The 25,238-nt window shown below is 43.9% G+C and carries 19 protein-coding genes; 10 read left to right on the top strand and 9 right to left on the bottom strand.

Features of this window, described 5'->3' with window-relative positions; genetic code table 11:
* Positions 1-3 precede the first annotated feature (3 nt).
* Positions 4-1,164 carry a Gfo/Idh/MocA family oxidoreductase gene (locus MHN30_RS13485; protein ID WP_239359956.1) on the bottom strand — a complete coding sequence of 387 codons (1,161 nt, stop codon included), beginning with the start codon at positions 1,162-1,164 and terminating at the stop codon, positions 4-6.
* 157 nt (positions 1,165-1,321) lie between these two features.
* On the opposite strand from MHN30_RS13485, the gene MHN30_RS13480 reads away from it, so the two are divergent.
* A complete protein-coding gene (locus MHN30_RS13480; protein ID WP_010606702.1) occupies positions 1,322-2,056 on the top strand; it encodes an AraC family transcriptional regulator in 735 nt (244 codons plus the stop codon).
* Here MHN30_RS13480 and MHN30_RS13475 read toward each other — a convergent pair.
* Together MHN30_RS13475 and MHN30_RS13470 are read right to left on the bottom strand one after the other, a co-directional pair.
* Positions 2,036-2,896 (bottom strand): BadF/BadG/BcrA/BcrD ATPase family protein, encoded by an 861-nt coding sequence (locus MHN30_RS13475; RefSeq protein ID WP_239359954.1) that lies wholly within the window; start codon positions 2,894-2,896, stop codon positions 2,036-2,038. The genes MHN30_RS13480 and MHN30_RS13475 overlap by 21 nt on opposite strands.
* Positions 2,893-3,639 carry a copper homeostasis protein CutC gene (locus MHN30_RS13470; protein WP_130163745.1) on the bottom strand — a complete coding sequence of 249 codons (747 nt, stop codon included), beginning with the start codon at positions 3,637-3,639 and terminating at the stop codon, positions 2,893-2,895. The genes MHN30_RS13475 and MHN30_RS13470 overlap by 4 nt, the downstream gene beginning before the upstream one ends.
* 384 nt (positions 3,640-4,023) lie before the next feature.
* Between MHN30_RS13470 and MHN30_RS13465 the strand changes: the two genes are divergently transcribed.
* On the top strand, positions 4,024-7,008 hold the full coding sequence (locus MHN30_RS13465) for a TonB-dependent receptor (protein ID WP_045989976.1): 2,985 nt from the start codon (positions 4,024-4,026) through the stop codon (positions 7,006-7,008).
* 144 nt (positions 7,009-7,152) lie between these two features.
* Positions 7,153-9,993, top strand: coding sequence for a discoidin domain-containing protein (locus MHN30_RS13460; RefSeq protein WP_130163747.1), 2,841 nt, complete (start codon positions 7,153-7,155; stop codon positions 9,991-9,993).
* Between the two features lie 102 nt (positions 9,994-10,095).
* Here the strand turns inward: MHN30_RS13460 and pheA are convergent, their stop codons facing one another.
* Positions 10,096-11,250 (bottom strand): prephenate dehydratase, encoded by a 1,155-nt coding sequence (gene pheA / locus MHN30_RS13455; protein WP_039497031.1) that lies wholly within the window; start codon positions 11,248-11,250, stop codon positions 10,096-10,098.
* Positions 11,251-11,621: 371 nt separating this feature from the next.
* Here pheA and MHN30_RS13450 point away from each other — a divergent pair, with 371 nt between their 5' ends.
* Positions 11,622-14,585 (top strand): EAL domain-containing protein, encoded by a 2,964-nt coding sequence (locus tag MHN30_RS13450; protein ID WP_130163749.1) that lies wholly within the window; start codon positions 11,622-11,624, stop codon positions 14,583-14,585.
* Between the two features lie 40 nt (positions 14,586-14,625).
* On the opposite strand, the gene MHN30_RS13445 is transcribed toward MHN30_RS13450, so the two are convergent.
* Positions 14,626-14,955 (bottom strand): translation initiation factor, encoded by a 330-nt coding sequence (locus MHN30_RS13445; RefSeq protein WP_017216143.1) that lies wholly within the window; start codon positions 14,953-14,955, stop codon positions 14,626-14,628.
* 143 nt (positions 14,956-15,098) lie between these two features.
* Here MHN30_RS13445 and MHN30_RS13440 point away from each other — a divergent pair, with 143 nt between their 5' ends.
* The 4 genes from MHN30_RS13440 (at position 15,099) to MHN30_RS13425 (ending at position 19,248) form a co-directional block, all read left to right on the top strand.
* Positions 15,099-15,404, top strand: a complete 306-nt coding sequence (locus MHN30_RS13440) for an STAS domain-containing protein (protein WP_010371095.1) — start codon at positions 15,099-15,101, stop codon at positions 15,402-15,404.
* Between the two features lie 21 nt (positions 15,405-15,425).
* The gene (locus MHN30_RS13435) at positions 15,426-17,084 is read left to right on the top strand and encodes a fused response regulator/phosphatase (protein ID WP_130163750.1); all 1,659 of its coding nucleotides are present in this window, start codon (positions 15,426-15,428) and stop codon (positions 17,082-17,084) included.
* Between the two features lie 127 nt (positions 17,085-17,211).
* Positions 17,212-17,877: a GAF domain-containing protein gene (locus MHN30_RS13430; protein WP_130163751.1), complete on the top strand. Its 666-nt coding sequence runs from the start codon at positions 17,212-17,214 to the stop codon at positions 17,875-17,877.
* Positions 17,878-18,057: 180 nt separating this feature from the next.
* Complete coding sequence (locus MHN30_RS13425; protein ID WP_239359953.1) at positions 18,058-19,248, top strand: amino acid aminotransferase; 1,191 nt, start codon at positions 18,058-18,060, stop codon at positions 19,246-19,248.
* Between the two features lie 257 nt (positions 19,249-19,505).
* Here MHN30_RS13425 and MHN30_RS13420 read toward each other — a convergent pair whose 3' ends face one another.
* Positions 19,506-19,820, bottom strand: coding sequence for a YebG family protein (locus MHN30_RS13420; RefSeq protein WP_010606713.1), 315 nt, complete (start codon positions 19,818-19,820; stop codon positions 19,506-19,508).
* 471 nt (positions 19,821-20,291) lie between these two features.
* Between MHN30_RS13420 and MHN30_RS13415 the strand changes: the two genes are divergently transcribed.
* Positions 20,292-20,600, top strand: coding sequence for a helix-hairpin-helix domain-containing protein (locus tag MHN30_RS13415; protein WP_010371108.1), 309 nt, complete (start codon positions 20,292-20,294; stop codon positions 20,598-20,600).
* 51 nt (positions 20,601-20,651) lie between these two features.
* Here the strand turns inward: MHN30_RS13415 and MHN30_RS13410 are convergent, their stop codons facing one another.
* From MHN30_RS13410 to MHN30_RS13400, 3 genes are all read right to left on the bottom strand, one after another.
* Positions 20,652-20,957, bottom strand: coding sequence for a hypothetical protein (locus MHN30_RS13410; RefSeq protein ID WP_045990792.1), 306 nt, complete (start codon positions 20,955-20,957; stop codon positions 20,652-20,654).
* 12 nt (positions 20,958-20,969) lie between these two features.
* A complete protein-coding gene (dsbB, locus tag MHN30_RS13405) occupies positions 20,970-21,479 on the bottom strand; it encodes a disulfide bond formation protein DsbB (protein WP_239359952.1) in 510 nt (169 codons plus the stop codon).
* Between the two features lie 199 nt (positions 21,480-21,678).
* Entirely contained in the window at positions 21,679-23,178 is a 1,500-nt protein-coding gene (locus tag MHN30_RS13400; protein ID WP_239359951.1) for an amidohydrolase family protein, read from the bottom strand.
* Between the two features lie 145 nt (positions 23,179-23,323).
* Here MHN30_RS13400 and MHN30_RS13395 point away from each other — a divergent pair, with 145 nt between their 5' ends.
* Complete coding sequence (locus tag MHN30_RS13395) at positions 23,324-25,081, top strand: winged helix-turn-helix domain-containing protein (RefSeq protein WP_239359950.1); 1,758 nt, start codon at positions 23,324-23,326, stop codon at positions 25,079-25,081.
* The last annotated feature ends 157 nt before the right edge of the window (positions 25,082-25,238 follow it).

Raw genomic sequence — 25,238 nt, 5'->3', positions numbered from 1 at the left:
ATTTTATCCAATGGTAAAGGGGTGCCACTTAGTGTCTTTTGCACTAGCTGCGACCGCGTTTTCAATAAATGCCATGCCACGGACTGCAGCATTAATACTTGGCACGTCAAATTCTTCGTGTTGCACATTGGCTTGCTGCTGGTGTGCACGAATAAGGTTGGCGAAGTTAAGGTAGATATTTGCAAATGCTTCCAGATACCCCTCAGGGTGACCTGCTGGCACACGGGTTGCGCTAATGGCTGCTTGGCTAAGTGAGCCCACTCCTGTGCGGATCAACTGAGCTGGAGCATTTGCCGCACGTAACCACAAACTATTAGGTTCCATTTGCGACCATTCGATACTGGCTTTGTCACCATAGATTTTTAAGGTGAGATTATTTTCTTCGCCTAGTGCTATTTGGCTTGCCATCAACACGCCCTTGGCACCGTTGCCAAAGCGCAGTAACACTGTGCCGTCATCGTCGAGCTGTCGGCCGGACACAACCGTGTTTAAATCCGCACAAAGCGCCTCAATCTCCAAGCCACTCACATATTCGGCAAGGTTCGCTGCGTGTACACCGATGTCGCCCATACAACAACTCACGCCAGATTTGCTTGCATCTAGTCGCCAGCTGGCTTGCTTGCTGTTTTCGTCATCAGCACTTGCAAGCCATCCTTGACTGTATTCAACGACGACTTTGCGTATTTTGCCAAGTTCGCCGTTTGCGATGCGGTGACGCGCTTCTTTCACCATCGGGTAGCCGGTATAGGTGTGTGTTAATCCGTACAAGCAATTGCTCTTTTGAAGCTGTGTTTGTAGACGTAGAGCCTCAGATAAATTGAGTGTTGCAGGCTTATCACTCAAGACGTGAAAGCCGTGTTCGATAGCGGCTGTGGCAATCGGAAAATGCAAATAGTTTGGGGTCACGATGGCAACAAAGTGGATGCGCTCCGACTCTGGTAATTCCGCCTCTTGTTGTAAGAGTGTTTGGTAGCTGGCATAGCAACGTGCTGGGTTAAGCCCGAGTTGCTGGCCCATTGCTAGGCTTTTGTTTGATTGGGCGCTAAATGCGCCTGCAACAAGTTCAATTTGACCATCTAAACGCGCGGCTATGCGGTGCACTGCACCTATGAAAGCGCCTTCTCCACCACCGATCATGGCCATGCGGATTTTGTTATTATCCATCGTTTAGCTCCGTCGAGTTATCGAGGTAAGTTAATCTGATGTTATTGATAATAGGTAACAGTGGCGCCAAAGTGATAATAAAAATTCGGTTGACAATGCAACAAAATCGGCGTTTAAAATAAATTATTATAATTATAAAAAGGCGGTAAATAGGGCAATGGAAGAGCAAACAATATTGAATAAAGCTGGCGTAAATCAATTGATTGCAGCATTTGATCTGATCCCGGACATCCTCTTTTGGGTCAAAGACACAAAAAGTAGAATAGTGCATGCGAACCAACACTTTGTTGAACATCAGGGCTATAAAACCCTAGATCAAATCTTACTGAAAACCGATTTTGACTTTTCACCGCAACACTTGGCATTCCAATACGTTAACGATGATAAACGAGTGATGGAAGGCTTTATCGTGACGGATAGATTAGAACTCAACCAAACCGCAAATGGGGAATTGGCATGGTTTTCCACGTCAAAAAAAGTGTTACTTGACGGCGAAAATGCGATTATGGGCACTTATGGTGTTACGCGACATCTAGCGAAAACGTCAAAGGCGTTGTCTCACGTAAGAGCCATTGAAGCGCCCGTTGAATTTATTCGGGCACATTACCATCGTCATATTTGTATCGAAGAATTGGCGGAACTTGCTCACCTGTCGGTAAGCGCACTGGAACGCAGATTTAAGAAGCATTTAGCCAAAACTCCGAATCAATTTATCAACGAAGTGAGATTGGAAAATGCCCGTAAATTATTGGTCGAAACACGCTTACCAGTATCACAAGTCGCTTATCAGTGTGGCTTTTCAGAGCCAAGTTATTTTAGCAAGCAGTTTCGTCGTTTATTTGGTGAAATCCCGTCGCAATTACGTAAGGAGTTAACGTCGAGCGAGCGTTAACGCTGCGACTTCTGGTGATAATGCTGGTGTTACCAGCGCATTTTCGTATTCGGCAGCTAACCATGGACGTATAGGCATAGCAATGCCCCCAACTAGCGCGACTTTCTGTGCCCCTAAGCTCTGCAAATGACGGACATAGCGCTCAATAAACCGTGCCGCGCTACTTAAGATCTGCTCGGCATAGGGATCGTTTGGCGTAGCAAAAACATGTTGAGCAAACTGGGCAAAATACTGGGGAGTGGCGTTTAGCGTGAGTTTGACTAGCTGTTCGGTACTGTGGCAATTCATGGCAGCCAAAAGCGACTCAATCATCAGACTGCTAGGGGAAAGTGTATCAAGCACCTCGATGGCATGCTTCACTAAACTCAAACCGATCCAACTGCCACTTGCACCATCACTGAGTAATAACCCGTGACCACCGAACTCCCTAAATTGTCCATGCGTCACCAGACCCGCGCAAAATCCGGTGCCAAGAATGATTACACCGCCATCTTGGTGTTGATGCGCACCAAGGCAAGCAATGTGTGCATCGGTTGAAAATTGAAAACGGGCAAAAGGGGAACGCCATTGCTGCATCGCCTCACAAGCCGTCGTGACGTTCGCGCCGGCAAGTCCTGCAAAGGCACTGATGTTAGCAATATCGTGATGGGGGATTTTTGCATTTGTCAGCGCTGTCATTGTTGCGCTCAACATTGACTCTTGGGCCTGATGTATTGATGTTGCTATGTTTGCAGGGCCGCTGGTGGCCTCGGCAAGGAGCTGTCCATGTTGATCCTCGAGGCGGACTTTACATTTCGTCCCGCCACCATCAATCCCTAAAAATAGCTTCGATGCTGTCATTGTATTGCCTTTTCTGATCCGGTGAGTATTGCATTAACTAGCCTTGGGCAAACTTCATCGCCATGATGCACGCCAGAGTGAGTATGTAGAGAGAGTGGACCAAATTCACTTAAAAGCCAAAGATCCGCTGCGTTTATCGTGTTGACCCCTCCACCAATCACAACTTCGATTTCAGCATTGAGTTTTTTCAGTAAGGCAATAAGCTGACTGGTACCAAACGCTGCGCCTTTGCCACTTTGCCATGTATTGCCGGCGGTTAAGACCCGCTCAACGCCTAACTCTAGCAGCGTCTCGGCTGCCTGCTGCCAGTTTGCAGCGGCGTCAAAGGCGCGATGAAAGGTGACAGAAAGGCCTAAGGATTTTGCCGTGGCAATGAGTGCTCGACAATGGTCAGTCGCTATCTCTTGATTGTCGTCGATAAAACCAAGCGCAATACCAGTTGCGCCAGCGCAAGCAATGCCATCTATCCCTTTTTGTAACTGATATAGCATGGCGTCATCAATAAAAAAATGCGGTGCTTGGCGTAACATCACAATACATTCGCCAAAGCTTGGTAAATACTGGGCAACTGCCGCTATCGCCGTCGGGTTTGGGGTCAAGCCACCGCAACTCAGTACACCACAGAGTTCTATCCTTGTTGCCCCAGATGCAAAAGCAATTTGTGCATTTCGCTGCAACAAATGAGGATTATCGCTGCTGAGGCATATTTCCAAGTTTTTACCTGAATAGTTTGCCAAATTCATATTTCACTCTTGAAGTTGAATAATTTTAAAGTTTAAAATGCTTGGTTTTGAATATTTAATTAGTTCAATAAAAACATTTGGTTACACATGTTTGGAACGTTTTTAAATTGCCTAATATAGAAACTAATAATGAGTTTTTATGTTAATCAGACTATAAACCAAGGAAATTGAAATTGGATCTTTTTTTGACCTAAACGCCGATTTTGTCTTAGTGCAAACCGAAATTCTATTATCACTTTTTGTAGAGCGCTCCTATTCTGAACGAGTGTTTCACAAACCATTAACCCCTATAGGGAAACAAAAAAGGGTCGTCACAAAGTCATGCGTCATGGAGCAGCAAGGGACGTCGTGGCTTTACAAATTATAAAAAACTTGGAGATAGGAATGGCCAATAATAATAACAGACGCCATGTGACAGGAAGGTCACGGCAATTTAGCAAGTCTGCACTGGTCCTCGCTATGTTATCAGCTACTAACTGGGCAATGGCTGAAGAAACCGAAAAAGAGGAAGCGCAGGAAATCGAAACAATTGAGGTGCGTGGGATCCGCGCATCTATGGCCGAAAACTTGGCGATTAAGCGTTTATCAAACGCGATTGTGGATGCCATTACAGCAGAAGACATCGGCAAGTTTCCCGATAAAAATGTGGCGGATTCACTGCAACGCGTACCCGGTGTGGTGATTTCTCGTAGTGGCGGGGAAGGGGAAAACGTCAGTATTCGTGGTCTTTCCTCTGATCTTACTTTTACGCAGTTAAACGGCAATTTTATCGCTTCTTCTCCGGGCTCGCCGTCGCGCTCTTTTAGTTACTCTTTGTTGCCTTCTACCATGGTGCAATCGGTTGAAGTCTTTAAGTCTTCAGAGGCGCGTTTAGATGAAGGTGGGGTTGGCGGCACGGTTATTCTTCACAGCCGCAAACCACTGGATATGGAGGCAAATTCTGGGGCGTTGAATGTTGAATATACCTACGCTGATGTGACTGAAGAGTACGAGCCTAATTTTAGCGGCGTTTATTCTTGGAAGAACGAAGAAGAAACTTTTGGCTTGCTAGTTGGTTATACCAAACAAGACCGCACCAACCGCTCTTTAGGCGGTGATATGTCGGGCGGTGGCGGTTGGCGTTGGGCAACAAGTTCAGACTTGCCAGCAACGGACACGGCGGGCAATGTGATTGCTGATAGTACACGCCGATTTGCAGCGTTAGAAGATGCTTATGGTAACGTTTATGATGGTGTTTGGGCACCGCAAGTTGCAGGTGTTGGGGTAACCAAAGAAAAACGTGAACGTCAGGGGTTACAAGCCACCATTCAATGGCGTCCAATAGATGATTTATCTTTAACATTCAATCATTTTCATTTTGAGCTTGGGCAAAATCGCACCACGTCACAAATGTGGATCCCAGAATGGAAGTACAACCCAGATTATCTGACCGGTATTACCCTAGACGAAACCGGTACGATTGTGACAGGCATGGATTTTACCAGTGGCGCTGGTGGCACTGAAGGGAATCTTGAATTCCCCTGGATCATTGGTAGTTATACGGTAGAAAAGGATACCTCGGATACCTACGACTTTGCCTTTGAATATGCTGGTGATTTATATGATTTGCGCGGTAAATTTGGTCACACTGAAGCCAGCGGGGGCCCTTCAGAATCTTGGAGTGCGGCGTATAAAAGCGGGCAACCTGCGAGTCGTAGTGATTCCGGGCTGGTTGAAAACGCCGCTTCATTTGCAGGGTGGCGATTAGGTGACAGAGTGTCGCTGTACGCCGATCCCGCTTTGTTGTCTAACCTTCAGGCTGGTATTGCCGGCGATCCCGATCCGGGGTCGACAGGTTCAAGCTTTGTCGTCAGTGACTTAGAAGAGGACTATGCTCAGTTAGACCTTGATTATCGCGTCGGGTACGGCATCGTTGATACGCTGCGTGTCGGTGCTAAATATCGTAAAGCGACACTGCATCGCGAAACCAACAACACCTTCTTCATCACTCAAGATGGGGCTGACAGAATTGCCAGTGGCGAGCTTGATCCATTCAGTCAAGGTGCCATTGATGAGGTGTCTTATCAGTGGATTGGTGGTATGCCAAAACTGGAGGATATTTTGAACGCAACGTCTGAACAAAATATCCCAGGCGGTTTTGAAGTAAATGCGATGCCCACGATCAATTGGGATAGATACCGTGAAATCGTGACCAGTGAATATGTTAAGCACACGCGCCGTGAGCCTGATTTTGTGTTCGACATAGAAGAAGAGATCATGGCCGCCTATCTACAGGCCGATTTTTCTTTTGGAGATTTTAGAGGAAACATCGGGGTACGCTATGTCGAGACTGAAACGCAGATTATGTCATCGGATAAAATTAACTACTTTTTAGATGACATTGATGATGTCACCGAAGAGGATATTTTAGGTGATGAGCGCCTTATTGACGTTGAAACCACCACCGTGCGTACCGTAACCGACTCGCAATTTTTACCTAGTTTCAATATTGTCTGGGATGCCAGCGACAATCTTGTTATACGTGGTGCTATCGCCAAAACGATGTCTCGAGCTCCGTTCAACGACATGGGTGCGCCAGAGCAGCTGACCTTTATCTCTCAAGAATGGGCTGATGATAGACTAGAGTTTAGAGGCAACCCTGTGGAGCCAGGGTGGCGCGGCTCCGGTGGTAACAAGGCGCTAAAACCATTTGAATCGGTACAGATGGATTTATCTGCGGAGTATTATTATGGCGAAGGATCTGCGGTTGGGATTGCGGTATTCAACAAAGACGTAGATAACTTTATCGTGCCCTTGATCATTACCTCAGTAAGGCCGTTTGAGGGCTTTAATAATCCTTTTACCGGTGTTGAAATTGTGCCGCCGGGTGATATTACCGTCACGCCGTTTACCACCACCGCCAATGGTACAAATGCAACCTCTCGGGGAATAGAGCTGTTTGCACAACATGCATTCGACAATGGCTTTGGTCTCAACGTTAACTACACCCTAAACGATACTAATCAGGCAGACATTAGCGTAGACGGTGAAAAGGTCGGTGAGTCTGCGCTTGTTGGCAGTGCCGATAATCAATTTAACTTCTCCGCCTATTACGAGAATGACACCTTTAGTGTCAGAGCATCATATAACCGCCGAGGAGAAACCGCTCTGGGGCTTGCTGACGGGCTCACTGTATATCAGGAACCATACCAACAAGTTGATGTGAACGCTTCTTATAACTTGATGGAAAACCTGATCCTAACCGCGTCTGTGATCAACCTAACCAAAGAAGAACCGAGAACCTTTTATGGTGAAGATTCTAAAGCGAGATTGCGCAGCAGCAGCTACACCGGGCAGCGCTACTATGCCGGGATCACCTATCGATTTTAACTTTGGCGATAACCATAAAGTAATGCAAACAGGGTGAAGTCGTGTCAGTACAACGAGAAACAATATCACGGCTTATCACCTGCTTGTGGTGCGTTTATATCAACCTAGTCACACGAGTTGGTTGATATGTAAGAAGGGATAAATATGAAAACGTTAAATAAAATAAGAAATGCGATCCCGCTCATTGCCGTTAGCAGTTTATTGGCTGCATGTGGCGGCGGGAGCGATGACCCAAAAGTTGAAGAAGTGCCAGTAACCCCTGCTGTGACGACGGCAGAAGTATCAGGTTCAGTGATAAAAGGCGCGTTGAGCCAAGCCCGCATTTCGGTGACGGCGCTCAATGGCTCTAGCATGATGATGGATGAGAACTCGGCAACCAGTCAATCGGGGGAGTTGTTTATAGAACTGACGGGTAAAGCCGGGTTTGGCATTAATTCCACCATTAAAGTGACCGCCACAACGAGCGAAGGCTCGCAGATGCGCTGCGACGCCAGTCGCTGTGGTTCTGCAGGAATTGGGGAGCAGGTAAGTGGCGATTACATTGCTGGTGTGACTTTGGCTACCTTGAGTCATGTCGCCGTGCCGTTTGGTTCAAATGCCGATGGCAGTGCTGATGCTACCTTACAAATCAACGCCTTGACGACACTAGCAACCATGCTGGTGGAGCAGCAAATTGCTGAGGGGCGTAATGTCTCTACGCCCGAATTAATGGCATTGGCAAAAGTGGAGATGTCTGCGTTATTGCTTCGGGCCCTTGGCTGGCAAACCGGGAACACCAATGTTTTTGAGTTACCTGTGGTTAGCGCCGATCAATTAACGAATTTTGAATTAGGGGAAACTTGCACAACCTCTGACTCTGGTGAGCAAAATTGCGAGATGACGTATGTTTCCGAAAGTGTTCAAAAGCTTTCTCTATTCAATGCTGCATTTGCCCAGTTTGACGAGCAAGGCTCTTTGCAAGGCGTTTTAAGCAACTCTGCTAGCAATCTTAGCGCCGCACTTGGCGGTGATGAAGTTGCACTTGAAGCGCTTCGATTGCCAATTTACAACGCGCTTCAAGCTCACCCATTAACTGCGCAGCTAGATCTTAGTGCCGATAGTATTATGGACTTAGCGTTACCATTATTTGATGAGCCAGTATCCACGGGACCCATGCAGCAAGTCGTGACATCAGGTGCCACTATCACAGCAAGAAATGCTATTGGTGATGCTGAGAGTGCAGACAAAGCATTTGATGGCGATCCACAAACTAAATGGCTTGACCACAATGACTGGCAGGGGCCACCTACTGAGGAAGCGCCATCTTGGATCCAGGTGGATTTTCCCACTCAACAAGCAATTAGCGGTGTTTACATTACCAGTGCTAATGATGCCCCAGAGCGAGACCCTGAAAACTTCTCTTTATTAGCTTCTAATGATGAGGGTGCGAGTTGGGTTAATTTGGGTAATGTGGTTGGGGCGTCGTTTGAAGCGCGCTTTGAACGTCAAGGCTTTGTATTTGGTAATGCGCAAAAGTATACAAGCTACCGAATTGCAGTGACAAAGAACAAAAATAACGATGGCTTACTGCAAATTGGAGAAATTCAATTTGTCGGGCCGGTTTATCCGAGCGTTGACCATACTGATACTGAGACGTTTGCGGTCACGGCAAGCAACAGTATCGGTGAGGAGGAAAACCAAGATAAGGCATTTGATAACGACCCTACCACTAAGTGGCTAGATCATAATGATTGGCAAGGCCCACCTACCGTCGAAGTGCCTTCATGGATCCAAGTAGATTTTAATGAGGCTGTGGCGGTTAATCAGCTTGCGATAACGAGCGCCAATGATGCACCAGAGCGAGATCCTGAGAACTTTGCTTTGTTTGGCTCTAACGATAATGGGGTTACATGGCAGCAGTTGAGTAATTGGATTGGTGAGTCTTTTGAAGCGCGAGGGAAGCGCCAAAGCTTTGCGGTAGCGAATCAATTGCCATACCAAAGCTATCGCCTTGAGATAACCAAGAACAAAAATAATGATGGCTTGATGCAGCTTGCTGAGATTGAATTAATCGGTCCAGAAATCTCTGGATTAGATCATGCACAAGTACAAGGTGCGAGTTACTCGGCGCGTTTTAGCATTAGTGATTCAGAGGGCGCAGCGCAAGCATTTGATAAAAATGTTGAGACTAAATGGCTCGATCACAACGACTGGCAGGGGCCACCCACGGTTGAAAATCCGGCTTGGGTTCAAGTTAGCTTGCCGCAAGCGCAAGCGGTAAATACTTTGTACATTACCAGCGCCAATGATGCGCCGGAGCGTGACCCTGAAAACTTCCAACTTTTAGCATCTCACGATGGGGAAGTGTGGCAAGTATTAAATACTTGGGTAGGGGAATCGTTTGAATCGCGTTTTGAACGTCGTGCCTTCGCGTTTGCTAATGGTTTGGCTTACTCACATTATCGCTTGTCTATCAGTAAAAATGCGAATGATGATGGATTAGTGCAAGTAGCTGAAATTGAACTCGCTGGACCTCAGTATGCACTTGAAGATTTGTCTGACTTGGCTGGAACAAGCTTTACCGCGCGTAATCGTATTGGAGATGCGGAAAGTGAACAAAAGGCGTTTGATAATGATATCGAGACAAAATGGCTAGATCACAATGAGTGGCAAGGCCCGCCAACAGAGGAATCACCATCTTGGATCCAAGCTGATTTTACTGTGCCACAGATTGTGAGTGGTTTGGCAATCATCAGTGCCAATGATGCACCAGAGCGCGATCCCGAAAATTTCCAATTACTCGGTTCTAATGATGGCGGTGAGACGTGGACAGAAGTCGCGGTTTGGGTGGGTGAGAGCTGGGATGAGCGCTTACAACGAAGAGCGTTTACTTTCTCCAATGCTTTTGCCTATAGCAGCTATCGTCTAAATATTAGCAAAAATGCGAATAACGATGGCCTAGTACAAGTCTCAGAAATTGAGCTCCTTGGTCTTAGCGACGAATAGCCTAAATAACCTGAGTTAAATAAATCTCAACCAAAAAAGCCAGAATGCAATTTGCGCTCTGGCTTTTTATTTGTCTCTATGGGAGTGACTTAGTATGATTGATTACAACACATCTACGGCTTGCAAAGACTCGCTTTGGTAGCAGCCCAGTAAGCGTACAAACTGGGTATGATCTTTTAATTCTTCAAGTGCTGCTTGGACTTGTGAGTCTGCAATATTGGCAAGCAAATCTACATAAAAGACTTCTTCCCAAGGGTTACCAGGTACTGGGCGTGACTCTAACTTAACCATATTGATATTGTGCTGTTTAAATACCATCAGCGCGTCAGCAAGTGAGCCTACTTGCTGTTTGGTGGCCATAATTAAGCTGGTTTTCGTTGGGATTTGAGTAGATACTTGAAGTGCTTTTCTTGCTACTACAATAAAGCGGCTATGGTTTTCGGTCTGATTCGCAAGGCCAGACTTCACCACTTCTAGACCCATATTTTTACCAGCTTGTGCAGAGCCAATCGCGGCACTGTTTGGGTGCTCTGCTGCTTCTTTTAATGCACTAGAGGTAGAGTCGCAAGTTTCATGCTGAATATCCCCAAGACCTTGAATAAAACGGCTGCACTGGGCAAAAGGTTGGGGGTGCGCATAAATTTTGTCGATCGCTTGTAATTCAGTGTCTGGCAAAGCTAGGAGGCAATGCTCTACGGTATGCGTTACTTCGCCCACAATAGATACTTGCGCATGTTGCAATAAATCGAATACTTCGTTGATACTACCTGAACTGGTATTTTCAATAGGTAAAATACCAAAGTCCGCTTGGCCTTTCTCGACCTGCTCGGTGATTTGCTCAAAGCTTTGGCAACCCATTTCCACAAGCTTACCGGGACGACGGCTGAAGTATTTATGACAAGCAAGCTGGCTATAAGAGCCTTGTCCACCTAAGTAGGCAACGCGGTGTGTATCACCTACGGCATCGGGGTTTAAGTTCTTTTGCAGCATGGCTTGCTGGTTTAACACAGAGTCTTCTAAGATAGTTTGGAAAACGCTGTTTATATAAAAGGCATCTAGACCTAGAGATTTACCATAACGGATCAGTTTCTCTAGTAGTGCCTGCTCACGTGCTTCATCACGGATAGGTTTGTTGTTGGCAATCTTATATTCCAGCACGCCATGACTAATGCGACGTCGCTTTGCCAGTAAAATCAGTAATTCCGAATCTATCTCATTAATGTCATGCCTAAGGGCATCTAATGTATTTTGTGTCATAGGTCCTCACTCCCATTTAGCCAAAAAAAAAGCCTCCCGAAGTTGGGAGGCTTAGCTATTCTTTTTCACTCGCGAACAGTCAAGCCTCTTCACCTAAAGAAGCTAAAAAAGAAATATGTGTTGCTGTTGCGTGTGATGAAATTCATTTATTCAAACCTTACTTTGAAACTGAATACATTATTAGCATAGAACTAAACGAGAAAACAAGTACTACTTTGGACGTATTGGCAAAAACCTAAGTTATTTAGTAGATAAGTTACCAATCTCAGTGAGTTAAGTACGTTAATCAAACGTAACTTATTGGCGAGTCGAAAAATATTCTGGTATATTCAGGCAACACCACCACTGTAAATAGAAGAATAGGTTAACTTGTGGGCAATCGTCGTCCCCCATCAAGATATGGTGCAAGCTCTTTAAGTGTAAAGCTGTCGATGTTGATTTCGGCCGTGTGTTTGATCGCGGGCGTTTTTGCTGCAGCATTGATGCTAAAATCTGAAGAAAAGCAGTTGATCTATGAAGAGTATGATGAGCTTAAGCGTTTTAGTGCGCAGGTGAACAATCAGTTCTCAAATTACCTCGATCTTAAAGCCAACTTGGCCGAACAAGCCAATTCAGTAGTTTCCAAACACTTACTTTACGGTGTTCAAGATTTATCTGGCGCACAAGCGAGTGTCGACAAGCGTGGCGAAAACTTAGCGAGTACAGCCAAAAATGGCCTTTCTGCAGCTATGTATACTGGCGATTTAAAATTGCAGTCAGTGCAAAAGTTATTTTCTGAATCTGAATTGCTTTGGAATATTCTTGCGCCCCCGCTGTTACAGGATTTCTTTAATTTTTACCTCTCTACAAAAGACGGATTTGTCCGTGTTGCACCTCCTAATGCCCTATTAGCGAAAGACCCGAGGCTGGTAAATAATCAGCTTCATAACTTGCCTGTTTTACATGCTGAACAAAACCCAACGAGGGAAGCGGTATGGTCGGGCGTGTATTTTGATAGGGTTTGGAACAAATGGGTGGTCAGTATTTTGGTGCCTTTATACTTACATGACAAATACCTTGGGTTAACGGGTAGCGATATAGAGTTGACCACCTTACTCGAAAAACTACCTAAATCTGACCATCAGCAAGGTTTCATCGTTTTTGATAAACAGGGTCGATTATTGGCAGCTCCCGGCCTGTTTAAAACCACCGCTGCGACTGGGCAGCTATTGGACCACAACAAGCTACCGGAAGATTTGAGTAAAATAGTACAAACTGCACTTATTACTAAGCTGCCAAATATCCAAGATGAATTTAGATATAAAGACAACTGGCATATTATGCACGTGACCCATATTGCCAATTTAGATTGGTACATTGGGATCTACAAGAAGCGGGCGTCGGCTATCTCGGCCATTGAAGAGCTTAAAGTTAAATTCTTTGGTTTGTTTATTCTGTATGCCATTTTTGTTGCGATATTACTGCATCAGGTTCTATATCAATTAGTACTCAAACGCATCAATGCGCTCGTTAAAGCAGTGAAGGGATTTGGTCGAGGGCAGTGGGATACGCCAACCTTGCCGCATACCGATGACGAAATAGGTCAATTGAACGCCTCATTTAATGACATGAGTGTTGAGATAAAACAACTTGTAAATGGCCTAAATCAACGTATTACAGAAAAGGAAATCGCTGAAAAGGCGGCAAACCGTTTGTCAAAAGCTGTGGCTTTCTCTGGTACTGGCGTTGTATTGACCAATGAGCATTTTCAAATTGAGTACGTCAATCCAAAAATGCAGGAAATGACGGGCTATGATGAACAGCATTTTATTGGCTCTCCGCTTTTGAGTATTATTTCAAAAGACATGGCAATTCTCATTGATGATATCGATATTGACTTACGCAGTCGCAATCATTGGCGCGGGGATACCATGTTGGCGGGTAACAGAGAGGCGCCTATTTGGGTCAGTTTGAGCGTGTCACCGATCCGTGAAGAAGGCGGCGCAATTTCAAGTTATGTCGCCTCAGCCCAAGATATTTCGTTTGTAAAAGAAAGCCAGCGTAAAATGGAAGAGTTGGCTTACTTTGATACCTTAACTGGCCTTGCCAACCGAACGTTTTTCAGGATGCAGTTACGTAAATCCATGGCGCTTGCCGAACGTGGTCATTACGCCTTTGCTCTATTTTACTTTGACTTAGATGAGTTTAAACGCATCAATGATACTTTGGGACATGACGCGGGTGACCGCTTATTGCTTGAAGTCGCGACGAGATTGAAAAAGCGCCTCCGTGCAGAAGATACCATTGCCAGATTGGGTGGGGATGAGTTTGCGGTGTTACTGAGTGGCATCAATGAGCGAGAAAATGCCATGGAAGTTGCCAATATCATTCAAAAGACACTGGCAGAACCAATAAAGCTGGGGAATAACGAAGTGATCGTCAGTGCAAGTATTGGCATTACGATGGCTCCGTTTGACAGTAAAGAAGAAGAGCAGCTGCTGAAACATGCAGATTTGGCAATGTATCAGGCCAAAGCAAAAGGGCGGAACACTTACCATTTCTATAGCCAAGATTTAGACGAAGCCGCTAACGAGCGCCTATATATAGAAAACGAGCTGCGTATAGCAATTAAAGCGCAACAATTTACCTTGCATTATCAACCACAAGTGAACAGTGAAAGTGGAGAGGTTGTAGGCTATGAAGCGCTTATTCGCTGGTTCCACCCAAGCGAAGGAACCATTCCGCCAAGTAAATTTATTCCAATTGCTGAAGCGACAGGCCTAATCGTAGAGCTTGGTGCATGGGTGTTAGAAGAAGCGTGCCATTTTTCTCGTCGTTTAAAAGCCGCGGGCAAGATTGCCAACATATCCATCAACCTTTCTGCGAGACAGTTTAAAGACGCACAATTGATCCGTACGCTGTCAGATATTATTGACAGAACTGAGATGGAGCCGACTCTACTACACCTTGAACTTACTGAGAGTATGCTGATGGGAGACGTAGAAGCGGCAATCATACAACTTAGAGATATCAAAGCGCTTGGCGTTTCACTGTCTATTGACGACTTTGGTACAGGCTATTCGTCTTTAAGTTATATTAAGCGTTTCCCAGTTGATATACTTAAAATCGACCGCTCCTTTGTAAAGGATATCCCTGAAGATCCGAACGATATGGAAATCACCGCGGCTATCATTGCGATGGCGCAAAAATTAAATTTGCAGGTTATTGCTGAAGGGGTGGAAACTGAGGCTCAGATGACGTTCTTGGCGAAAAATAATTGCTATATTGTACAAGGTTATTACTATAGCCCGCCGTTGAGTGAAGCCGAGATTTTGCGGTTTGCCCCAGCAGTATAGCGGCTCAGCCCCAAGGCATGGGGCTGAAAATAATAAGCGCCTAACCGCCTGCGATTTTCACTTTGAAGCCTTGGCCTTCTAATAATTGCTTAAGCTTTTCTCTGTCATCGCCTTGAATTTCAATAACGCCTTCTTTAACTGCGCCACCTTGACCCATTTTTGATTTAAGCGTTTTTGCCAATTTCTTTAGATCATGCTGTTCACTATCTATGCCAACGACAAGCATAACGCCTTTACCTTTGCGCCCTTTAGTTTGTCTTTCAATACGAACGGCGCCGTCTTTAAAAACTTTCCCTTGAACTTCTTGCTTTGGCTCTTTGGTGTCAATACGGCCTACATCTGTGGAGTACACAAGTCTTGATTCTGACATTGATTCTGGTCCTCTTGCGGGTTCTTTGCAGAGATCATAGCAAAAAGCAGATTAGATGTTTTTTATTTTTTGCTAAATGATTTTTAAGCGTTATATTTAAATTGGTGAGGGGAAACAAATCAAAATAATTTAGGAGCTTAATGATGAGCTTGAGTAAAAACGCTTCTGCTGACGGTAAGACACTAACCATTCAAATTAGAGGTAAGTTCGACTTTAATTTGGTGCAATCGTTTCGTCAGGCGTATGCGGAGGTGAATGATCAAACCGAAAAGGTTGTTGTTGACCTGCGTGAAACCGATTATATGGACAGCTCCGCTTTGGGAATGCTGTTAAATATGAAAAAAACACTAGGAAGCTCAGTTTCTAGCATTCAAATTAGTAACTGCCGTCCACAACTTAAGAAAATCCTCCAGATCTCTCGTTTTGATAAGAAGTTTGATATTGACTGATCGCCGATAGATTAGCCCTTCATGAATATCTTGGTAGTCGACGATCAGGTATTAAACTGTAAGCTGCTCAAGGCAATGCTTGAGCAACAATTTTATACCGTTTTTTGTGCGCATAATGGTCGTGATGCATTAAAAATTCTCGAAAGTCAGGACATCGACATCGTGCTGCTAGACGTTGTCATGCCCGTAATGGATGGCTTTGAGACTGCCCCCAAAATAAAGCAATATGCGGGCGACGTATATCTCCCCATCATCTTTATCACTGCACTTGAAGATCAAAGCAGCTTTGAAAAATGTCTCGCTGTAGGAGGTGATGACTTTATTCATAAGCCGTTTGATAAAGTCATTTTATCAGCCAAAATCAAAGCGCATGCGAGGACACGTAGGCTCAGCCAACAAAGCAACGAACAACGCCGACAACTGGAATATCACTATAACCAAATAGAGCGAGAGCACGAGATTGTTGAGCACATCTTTAGTAATGCGCTTGCACAACAATCTGAATATCCTGAGATTTGTGAATACCACTTGTCACCTGCGTCAATGTTTAACGGCGATATGTTTTTAATGGCCAAGAGCCCAATGGGTGGCTTTTATTGTTTACTGGGTGATTTTACTGGTCATGGTTTAGCAGCTGCGGTCGGCGCGCTTCCCGCGTCGCGCATTTTCTATACTATGGTGCAAAAGGGGATGGCGGTTAGTGATATAGCCGTTGAGCTCAATACCGCCCTTAATGAGTTATTACCCGGCCACATGTTTTGCGCAGCAGCGATCATTGAATTGAGCAGCTCAGGGAAAAGTGTTTCTGCCTGGCTTGGTGGTTTGCCAGATTTATATCTGATTGACCAAAATGGTAGCCTTATTAAAACCATTGAGAGCCAACATATGGCACTCGGCATTCTAGAAGTTGATGAATTTGAACGTAATCTGCTGCATTTTGAAGTCAGCCCCGACCAACGCCTCGTAATGGCGACAGACGGTATCATCGAGTCTGAGTCTGAGCGGGGGGAAATGTATGGCGAACGACGGTTAAAGCGCTTGCTGGCGAGTCGGCAGCATATTTCCACCGATCAAATTATCTCTGAAGTTCGCGAGTTTTCTGGCAATACGGAGCAACAAGATGACTTAAGTATCGCGATTATTAATTGCGTTGCCAGCGAGTCAATTGTTTCTGCGCCTAACCATTATTCAAGCTTGCCGTTTAATATTTCGTTATCTTTAGATGCCAAACAGATGAAAACGACAGATCCGGTACTTGAGCTGGTGGACTTGCTTAGTGAGGTTGATGGTATTTCGGCGCATCGCTCTAACATCTTCTTACTACTCTCCGAGGCCTACAATAATTCTTTAGATCACGGTGTGTTGGGGCTAGATTCTGAGATTAAAAATAAAGAAGATGGCTTTTTTGAGTTCTACAGTCTGCGAGAGAGTGTTCTGAAGGAGCTAAAAGAAGCGCTCATTATTATTTCTGTGCGCTACAGCCCTGAAGAGCTAAAGCTATACTTCAACATTTGTGATTCAGGTAATGGTTTTGAATCAAGTGAGCGTAACAAAGCACAGCAAGAGCATAGCCATGGTCGAGGTGTTAGCTTACTTAACGAAATAGCTCAGAGCGTTAGCTACAACAGTGCTGGAAATGAAGTAGAAATGATCTATTCACTCACCTCTAAGTCGGTCTAAATTCCACTCAAGCGTATTTCACCTCAGCTTTAGTTTACTATCTACTCTTATTACTCTATGTACCTGTTTTTTAGTGTTGGCAAGGTATAAAGAGCGTGGTAAAGTTGCATTAACTTTAGATGTTTAGATGGCTAAAATGTCAGATTATATTTCATTGAGTGGATTATCTATCTCCCGCGAGTTGCTTTTGCTGCAATTAAAAAAACTAGATGCTTATATTGAGCAAAACTCAAGTCCTGCTGTGTGGTCATATCAGATCCCTGAGCTTGGGGAAGGAGGCGCTTGTAGCTTGTTTGGGCACCTTCAGGAAGCGCCTTTTTTATTAAGTGACCACGTTGAAAAGAACACGGTGAATGAGCAATCGCTTGCTAAGCTGCAAACGATAGTGTCAGCAGTAGTTGAATTTACAGCTGTTGATTGGTTTGGCATATACCAAGCAAGAGCGACAAATGAAGGGAAACAACTTCTCAAATTAGCGTACTCTGGCGCGCCGAGTAGACCGCTATTCCCAATAACGGAGGCTTTTGCCGCTACGTCAAATAATATTCAAACGGTATTAAGTGCTAAAGCTCGAGTGATTAATGACATCCCTCAATATGTCGCCAGTGGTGGGGAGTACTACACTTGCGATCCAAAGGTGAAAGCAGAAACCTGTATGCCATTATTCGATGATGCTCAAAATTGTATTGGAATTATTGATGCAGAAGCATTTTCTGAGTCATTTTTCAACGAAGAAATTTTAGCATTGCTTGCAGCGGCATGTACGAGAATTCCTGACTATTTACCCGAATAATTATCGGAATAGTCCGGCTGTAAACTTGACGCCTTTGTGGTGCTGCCAAGTTTACAAAAATGAATAAAATTCTAGATAAATATGGTAACTGAGATGCAAGTCTCTATGTTACCATCAAGTCTACTGGAATCGGGCGTCAGCCGCTCGAGTTTGCATTAATTAAAATAAAAGAGATAAGCCATGTTCTCAGAGCTAAAACCACTTCCAACAGATCCTATTTTAGGCCTGATGGCCGCTTATAAACAGGACACTAACCCAAACAAAATTGACCTTGGTGTAGGTGTTTATAAGGACGAGCAGGGAAATACGCCGGTACTTAGAGCGGTTAAAAAAGCGGAAGCGTTTCGTTTAGAAAACGAAACGACAAAATCTTATATTGGTTTGGCTGGTAACTTAGACTTCTGTCAAAAGATGGAAACACTGTTACTTGGAGAGCATAGTACATTATTGGCAAATCGCGTACGTACGGCGCAAGCACCTGGTGGTACTGGCGCATTACGTGTTGCTGCCGAATTTATTAAACGTTGCAACACCAATGCAACTGTTTGGGTTACGACTCCAACTTGGGCAAACCACATCAGCCTATTTGAAGCAGCTGGTCTAACAGTTAAAGAGTATCCTTACTACGACTACGAAAACAAAGGGTTGTTGTTTGATGAGATGATCAATGCGCTGAAGCAAGTACCTAAAGGTGATGTAGTACTACTTCATGCATGTTGTCATAACCCAAGTGGTATGGACTTAAATCAAGCGCAATGGAAAGTGGTTGCTGAACTTGCGAAAGAGCAAGGCTTTACGCCATTAATTGATATTGCATACCAAGGTTTTGGTACCAGCCTTGAAGAGGATGCACAAGGCCTTAGAACGGTTGCGGATACAGTTGATGAAATGATCATCTGTTCATCTTGCTCTAAAAACTTTGGTTTATACCGCGAGCGTATCGGTGCGTGTTCAATCATTGCAAAAGACAGTGCAACTGCTGATGTTTCAAACTCAGTATTACTTAGCGTTGTTCGTAGTATCTATTCAATGCCACCAGCACACGGTGCTGATATTGTAAATACCATTCTAAGCAGTACTGAACTTACGCAAATGTGGTACGACGAACTTGACGAAATGCGCGGTCGTATCAATGGTCTACGTACGTTGATTAAAGAAAGCCTAGCTGCAAAAGGTGTTGAGCAAGACTTCTCGTTCATCGACCGTCAGCACGGTATGTTCTCTTTCTTAGGTATTAATAAAGAGCAAATTGACAGACTACGCACTGAATATGCTATCTATATGGTAGGCTCTAGCCGTGTTAACGTAGCTGGCGTAAGCAAAGACAATATTGACTACTTTGCTGAAGCAGTGGCAAGCGTGATTAAATAATACCACGCTACACAGAACAAAATAAAAAACCGCAGAACATGCGGTTTTTTATTTTCAGCCTAAACCACCCACTGGAGTAATACCAGTTGTATTAAGTAAATGATCTATCTTGAAGCGGGGAAATAGCTTTAATAGCAAGGCAAAAATTTTGCTATTTAGTTGTTCTAAATGAGAAATTTTTAACGAAGCTAATATGCTATTTCACCCTTCAAATTGATTAGATAATTAATTCAATTGGTATAAGTGGTTATTATCATTTAGGCTTGCTTAATTTTGGTCACTTTATCTGGATCTGACGCTTTTTCGTTTTCAGATTTGTTTTTGGTATTGGCCTTTGGTGCTACTTTGCCACCTTTTAACACAGACACAAAGTCATCTTTTTGTTTTGCAATTTCAAGCGCTAGGGATTCAACTTGTTGTTCACTCAGCGGCACGTCAACTTTCGTTAGCATGTCTTCCAATGCTTCAGCTACATCTAGCATCTTATCATAAGCATCAGCTTCTTTTTTAGACGTGAAAGTCATACGCTCGACTCCATTTCTTTCAACAACATATTTGATGATAACGGCCATGGTTATTCCCCTAGTCACTGTTTTTTTATACAGTAAATCGAATTGAGTGATTAAGCAAGTTATTTTGAAAATTTTTCAAGTGCTGTTGAGTGAAGTGAAATTAATTAAATTCATTAAAAACAAAATCTTAATGTTTATTTTGATTTTTGAAAGAATGAATGTTTTTTGACAAAGTCAATGTTCCAATCTTTATTTAACCTGAGGTTTGGATAAGGAATGAGCTAGCTCATTGCTTTAAACTCACATTAAATTATTTCCTTTATCTAGCCAGAGAGTTTTGGGGATAACCAGGCGAATTTACGCACCAATAGCTGGCTATTGGAAGTGAATTCAACACAGTTAGCGCTAAAACTAGCTGCTAGAAAGGCATTAATTATCCGAAGCTCAGGTTATTTTATAAGCTTGCTGCAATCATCCATTGAGAGGAATGCAAAAAGCTTTGGATACTTTTTACGCACAAGGAGTGTATATATGTTCAATAAACCCACCATACTTTCTATTTTATTGGCGTTAGGTTTAAGCTGTTCAAGCGTGCTCGCAAAACCTGCGGAGCAAGCAAAGTCAGTCTCTCAAACACAGCAGCAAAGTGCTGTACTCGATATTAATTCCGCTGACGCTTCGGCGCTTTCAAGTTTACCAGGGATTGGTATTCGTAAAGCTGAAGCCATCGTAGAGTACCGTAAGAAAATGGGGCGCTTTAAAACAACAACGGAGTTGCTGGAAGTAAAAGGAATTGGGAAAGGAATATTGGCAAAACTGGAGGGAAAAATTAGAGTCTAGTCGTAGTTATTGTGTGCGAGCTTAGCTGCTCGCACACAGGTAGATTGAAGATCAGGGCTTATTCGAGGCGTTAAACTCAGCGATTGCCTGAGCTAGCTTGGGTTTGCCAAACTGTATTTCCAGTGGTGTGGTCAGTAGCGGATAAATTAGTCCTGCTACCAATAAGACAGGTAATAACAGCCAGCCTTCAAATACGACCAATGAGGCAAAAAATGGTGTGAGCAGTAGCAACTTGGCTATTCTTAACAAGACCTTTGTTTTTGCATCAAGGTGGCTAAGTGCAAGACGTAAGATCATCTGCTTGTCACGTAATTTAAACGCTCTCAGTTGCTCAATTTGGCTTAACCTAAAATGCATGAATGTGATATCTCAACTTCTTTTGGTAACGTGGAAAAATAAGAAAAGAATAAATGCAACACTATAAAATGCAAAGATAATTTCCATCCATCCAGGCATAGATAATCCTGCAAAAGACCAATCTATGTTGCCGCAGTCACCTGTTGCAGCAAAGAAACTTGGTAGCCATTCATGCAGCGGCATAAACGCAGGAAAGTTTGGTACAAAGTCACAGGTAAAAGCAAATGGATCCGTTGTGGTTTGCATACTGATATGTTCACGGGCGATAAAATAACCCCAAATACTGCCTACACCCCACGAAACAAATGCCAGACTACGCAGTGCGAAAGAGCTAGGAGAAATCATACCGATTAAACCAGCTGCTAATAAACCCAACATAGCAAAACGCTGATAGATGCACATAATACAGGGCTCTAAACCCATACCGTATTGGAAATACAGTGCAACGGCTTCAAAAATAGCAGCGGATAGTGCTAGCAATCCCCAAGATTGCCTAGAGAGATGAAAAGATGAAATCTTCATTATAGAGAAACCCTTTTTGTTTTATTATGCTTTATCTGGCTGTGTTAGAGCAACCTTACTTCGGCGGTGTGCGCTATCTTTGCGACGATTTTTCGACTCTTGTTACCAGCAGAAGTTCGAAAATATCAAAATAGATCACTTGATTAAGTCAATAGAGGTGAGACCGACATTATCAGTATTTCTATTCTGACGTATTTACTCATTCACTTTTCTCGAGGGCATCGATATGAAAAGTCGCACGCTCAAAGGCGGAGCCATGTAAGATAACGTATTCAATATCGTTGTAAGCCGCGACTGACTGCAAAGGGTTACTATTTAAAAGTAATAGATTTGCCACTTTTCCAGCTGCGATACTGCCGTACTGGTTGTCTATTGCAAATGTTTTCGCATTATTAATGGTTGCAGCAGATAGCAAGCTAACGAGGCCTACTCCGGCTTGATCCATCATTGTTAACTCTTGATAAGTCGATAAGCCAGGTTGCGAGACATAAGTTGGTGCGGGTGGCGTATCTGAGCCAAGTAGCAAGGTTGCGCCATTTTTATATAGATAATGTAGTGCTCGTTGCCCTTGAGAGAAAACTTGCTCAAGTTTAGCCACCTTTTGTTGATTACTTATTTCACCCCAGCCTTGCCCCATTTCTCGAGAAAACCAGCGACCAGGTTCACTTTGATACCAAGCAATTTGAGACGGAGGTAATACGGTACGATATTCAGACGAGAAGGTGAAAGTGTTGTCAGTCACTTTCGCTAGAGCATTCATCACATTTAATGTGGCTTGATAGGCGATGTCTTTTTCGATGATGGTATCCAGCACAGCTTTTACATTGGTTGGCAGTTCGCTTTCGCTAGGGGCTGTATTTGGCGCTAACCAGTTCCAAAGTCCATGCGCCATAACGTTGATATTGGCATCTACAGCAAGTTGTTGCATATCAATGGCATTCGCATGTGCCATTACGGGTAACTTCAATGAGTTTGCGGACTCGACTAAGTGTTTGGCAGTTTCTTGGTTAATAAGCGGTATAGCACTGTTTTCTCCAAAGCCATCTTCAAAGTACAGTTTGGCACAAGTTGCACCGTCAGATTTCATTCGCGTTAAGGGCTGAGCTCCTTGGTGAGCATGTGCTTGAGATGGCGTTAGCTCATGAGCAGGATCGCTGTGTTGCGCAGCAAAGTAGGGTTTATGTTGATGTAGCTTTGAGTAACTAAGGCCTTCTGCGTTGTACCCTTGGTAAACTGGCATTGCGCCACAAAAGTAGGCGTCGGGTGCGGGGCCATTTGCAGTAAATTCGGTCATGCCGGTTGCAGTGTTTGACGGATCAATAACTTGCGTGACGCCATAGTAAAGATAATTAGCGCCTTGCCGTTGTAAAAATGCTGCCTGCATTTGGCGAGCTCTAGGGGAAGTGTTAAGCAATCCCGGCATTGTTTTTAGGTGGACATGGCTATCGGTTAACCCTGGTATGAGGTATTGACCATGAGCATCAATAACCTTTGCTGCATCCGGTTTTTGACTTGAGTCAGAGACTTGTATAATTTTGCCATCTCGGATGGCGAGCCAATGATTGGAAATGATATTGACTTGATGCTTATCAATAGGATTTAAAATGGTAGCATTGTCGATACGAAGGTCCACTGCTGCAAATAATGCATGAGAAGACAGGGCGCAACAGGCCGCAAATATTAATGTTTGTTTTTTCATAATGAAAACCAGTTAGTGTTGTATTAGATGCCTTCGAGCATAACTGGCGAGGTACTTTGTGTTTTAATTTTCATATAAATTAACTCTGAAATTTTTCTTAATTTAATTAAAACTATAATAATCAATAATGTAAGGTGTTCTGGGGTTGAAAAATTTGCTTTTGGGAAATTGGCTTGTTGTGCCTAAATTGAACCAGATTGTGGAGTATCCGACTGGCCGTGAATATACCGTCACCCCAAAAGTGATGAAATTACTGTTGGTGCTGATCGATGCGAAACCTGAGCCTCTGAGTATTGATACTCTCGTCGAGTTAGTTTGGCACCCGAAGGTGGTGTCTGACAACTCGGTCTATCAAGCTGTGGCGCAGTTAAGAAAGATTTTAAACACAGATCCGCAATACGAAGAATATGTAGAAAGAATATCAGCTCAAGGCTACCGTATTCATCCAAACATTGCGCTTAGAGAGCATAAAGCGGCTGTGATGCCAGTGAGCAAAAAGCGAATTTGGCTGTTTGGTGTCACCATTACATTGCTCGCGCTCATCGCTTTTTTTGCTTTTTATATTCAAACTGATCAAAAGCACAAGACACAAAACAACCCGTATTTTGATGAGATCACTCTTGCCACACACCTATCTCAAAGTACAGCGGTGGAGGAGTTAGCGCGAGCGAAAACGATTTATCAACAAGTGTTATCTAAACAAAGTGATAATGTCGAGGCACTCAGTGGCTTATGCAATGTCTTTATGGGGCTTAGCGTATATGGCGCGGTGTCAGAGTATGAATCGCTTGCTTTGTGTCGGCCATTGTTAGAAAAGGCACGGATCTTAGATGATACAAATATTGAAGTGATAACCTCTCTTGCGCGCTTTGCGGTGATGGAGAGTGAAATTGAGCAAGCACAGGATTATTTTAAGCGCGGATTTGAGCTCTCAACCAAGCATGCTCGCCTATGGCATTGGTATGGTCGATTTCTTCGGGACCAACACAAAATACCCGATGCAATTGCTGCGCATAAACAAGCGTATCAGTTAGCACCAAACGATGCGGTTATTATCCGAGGATTAGCCTATGCCTATTTGAATTTTAGAGAGTTAGTGCTCGCGCGAAAATATTTTGATCGTAGCGTTGCCGTTGCCCCCCACACCAAAAACAATCCGCTCTATGCGCTAGACTTTTATCCGCTTAACCAGAATAGAGCAAGCCAATATTTGCTGTGGTACCAAAACAATCACATCAGTCATAGTAAATTGTACCCCGCGCAGCAGTTGAGCCACATATTGGTGTTATTGAGTTTAGGGCGCGCAGAAGAAGCTGAGGAGACATATCAGCAAGCCGCAAATTTAGGTTCAATTTCTACAGCATTTAGACTCTATGTTGAAGCCGGGATCGCATGGCGACAAGGTGATGTAGAAAAGGCTGAAGGACTCTTAAAGCAGCGATACGAGCTAGACTCAAAGGGTAATCATTATGTGATGCCCTATATTCTGGCTTTACTTGCACGGCAGAAAGTACAACCCGCGCTAACGCTTTTTGAACAGCATTTTGCTGATATCGCGGCGCTTACATTGCCAGAGGCAGGCAATGTAGGGCAATACCTTACTTATGCCCTGATGCTGAAACGTACTGGTCAAGATAGCGAGCTTAAGCGGGTAACACAGTTGTTAGAACAATACCTTAATCAAGGAAATCAGCTAGATGCAGCTTTATCTCCATATTGGTCCGCACTTAACAATGACGCAGCAGAAACACAACAAGCGCTAACGCAGCTGCTCAACACTGGCTGGTTACCCGACTACAATGATAGTTTTTTTGCTACGGATCTTTATCTCACTTTGACATCAGACCACGAATTTAAACAAGCATGGCTGAATAAGCTTGAAAGCAGACAGAACGAGCTCTAAAACGTTAGGTTACTCATACATAAAATTCGCTCTGTGATTTAAAACTAGGGAGCGAATTTTTTTGGTGATTCCTTGAATAGGGGTTCTGTGTTTCGGCAGACTTTGATATTGGCTTTTAAAAACAGGGTTCGATTTTGTTGCCTGTGAGTTTTGGTTT

It is taken from the genome of Pseudoalteromonas sp. OF7H-1 (assembly GCF_022347825.1).
In the GTDB taxonomy this organism is placed as follows: Bacteria; Pseudomonadota; Gammaproteobacteria; order Enterobacterales; family Alteromonadaceae; genus Pseudoalteromonas; species Pseudoalteromonas maricaloris.
This window is presented reverse-complemented; position numbering and strand designations above follow the sequence as displayed.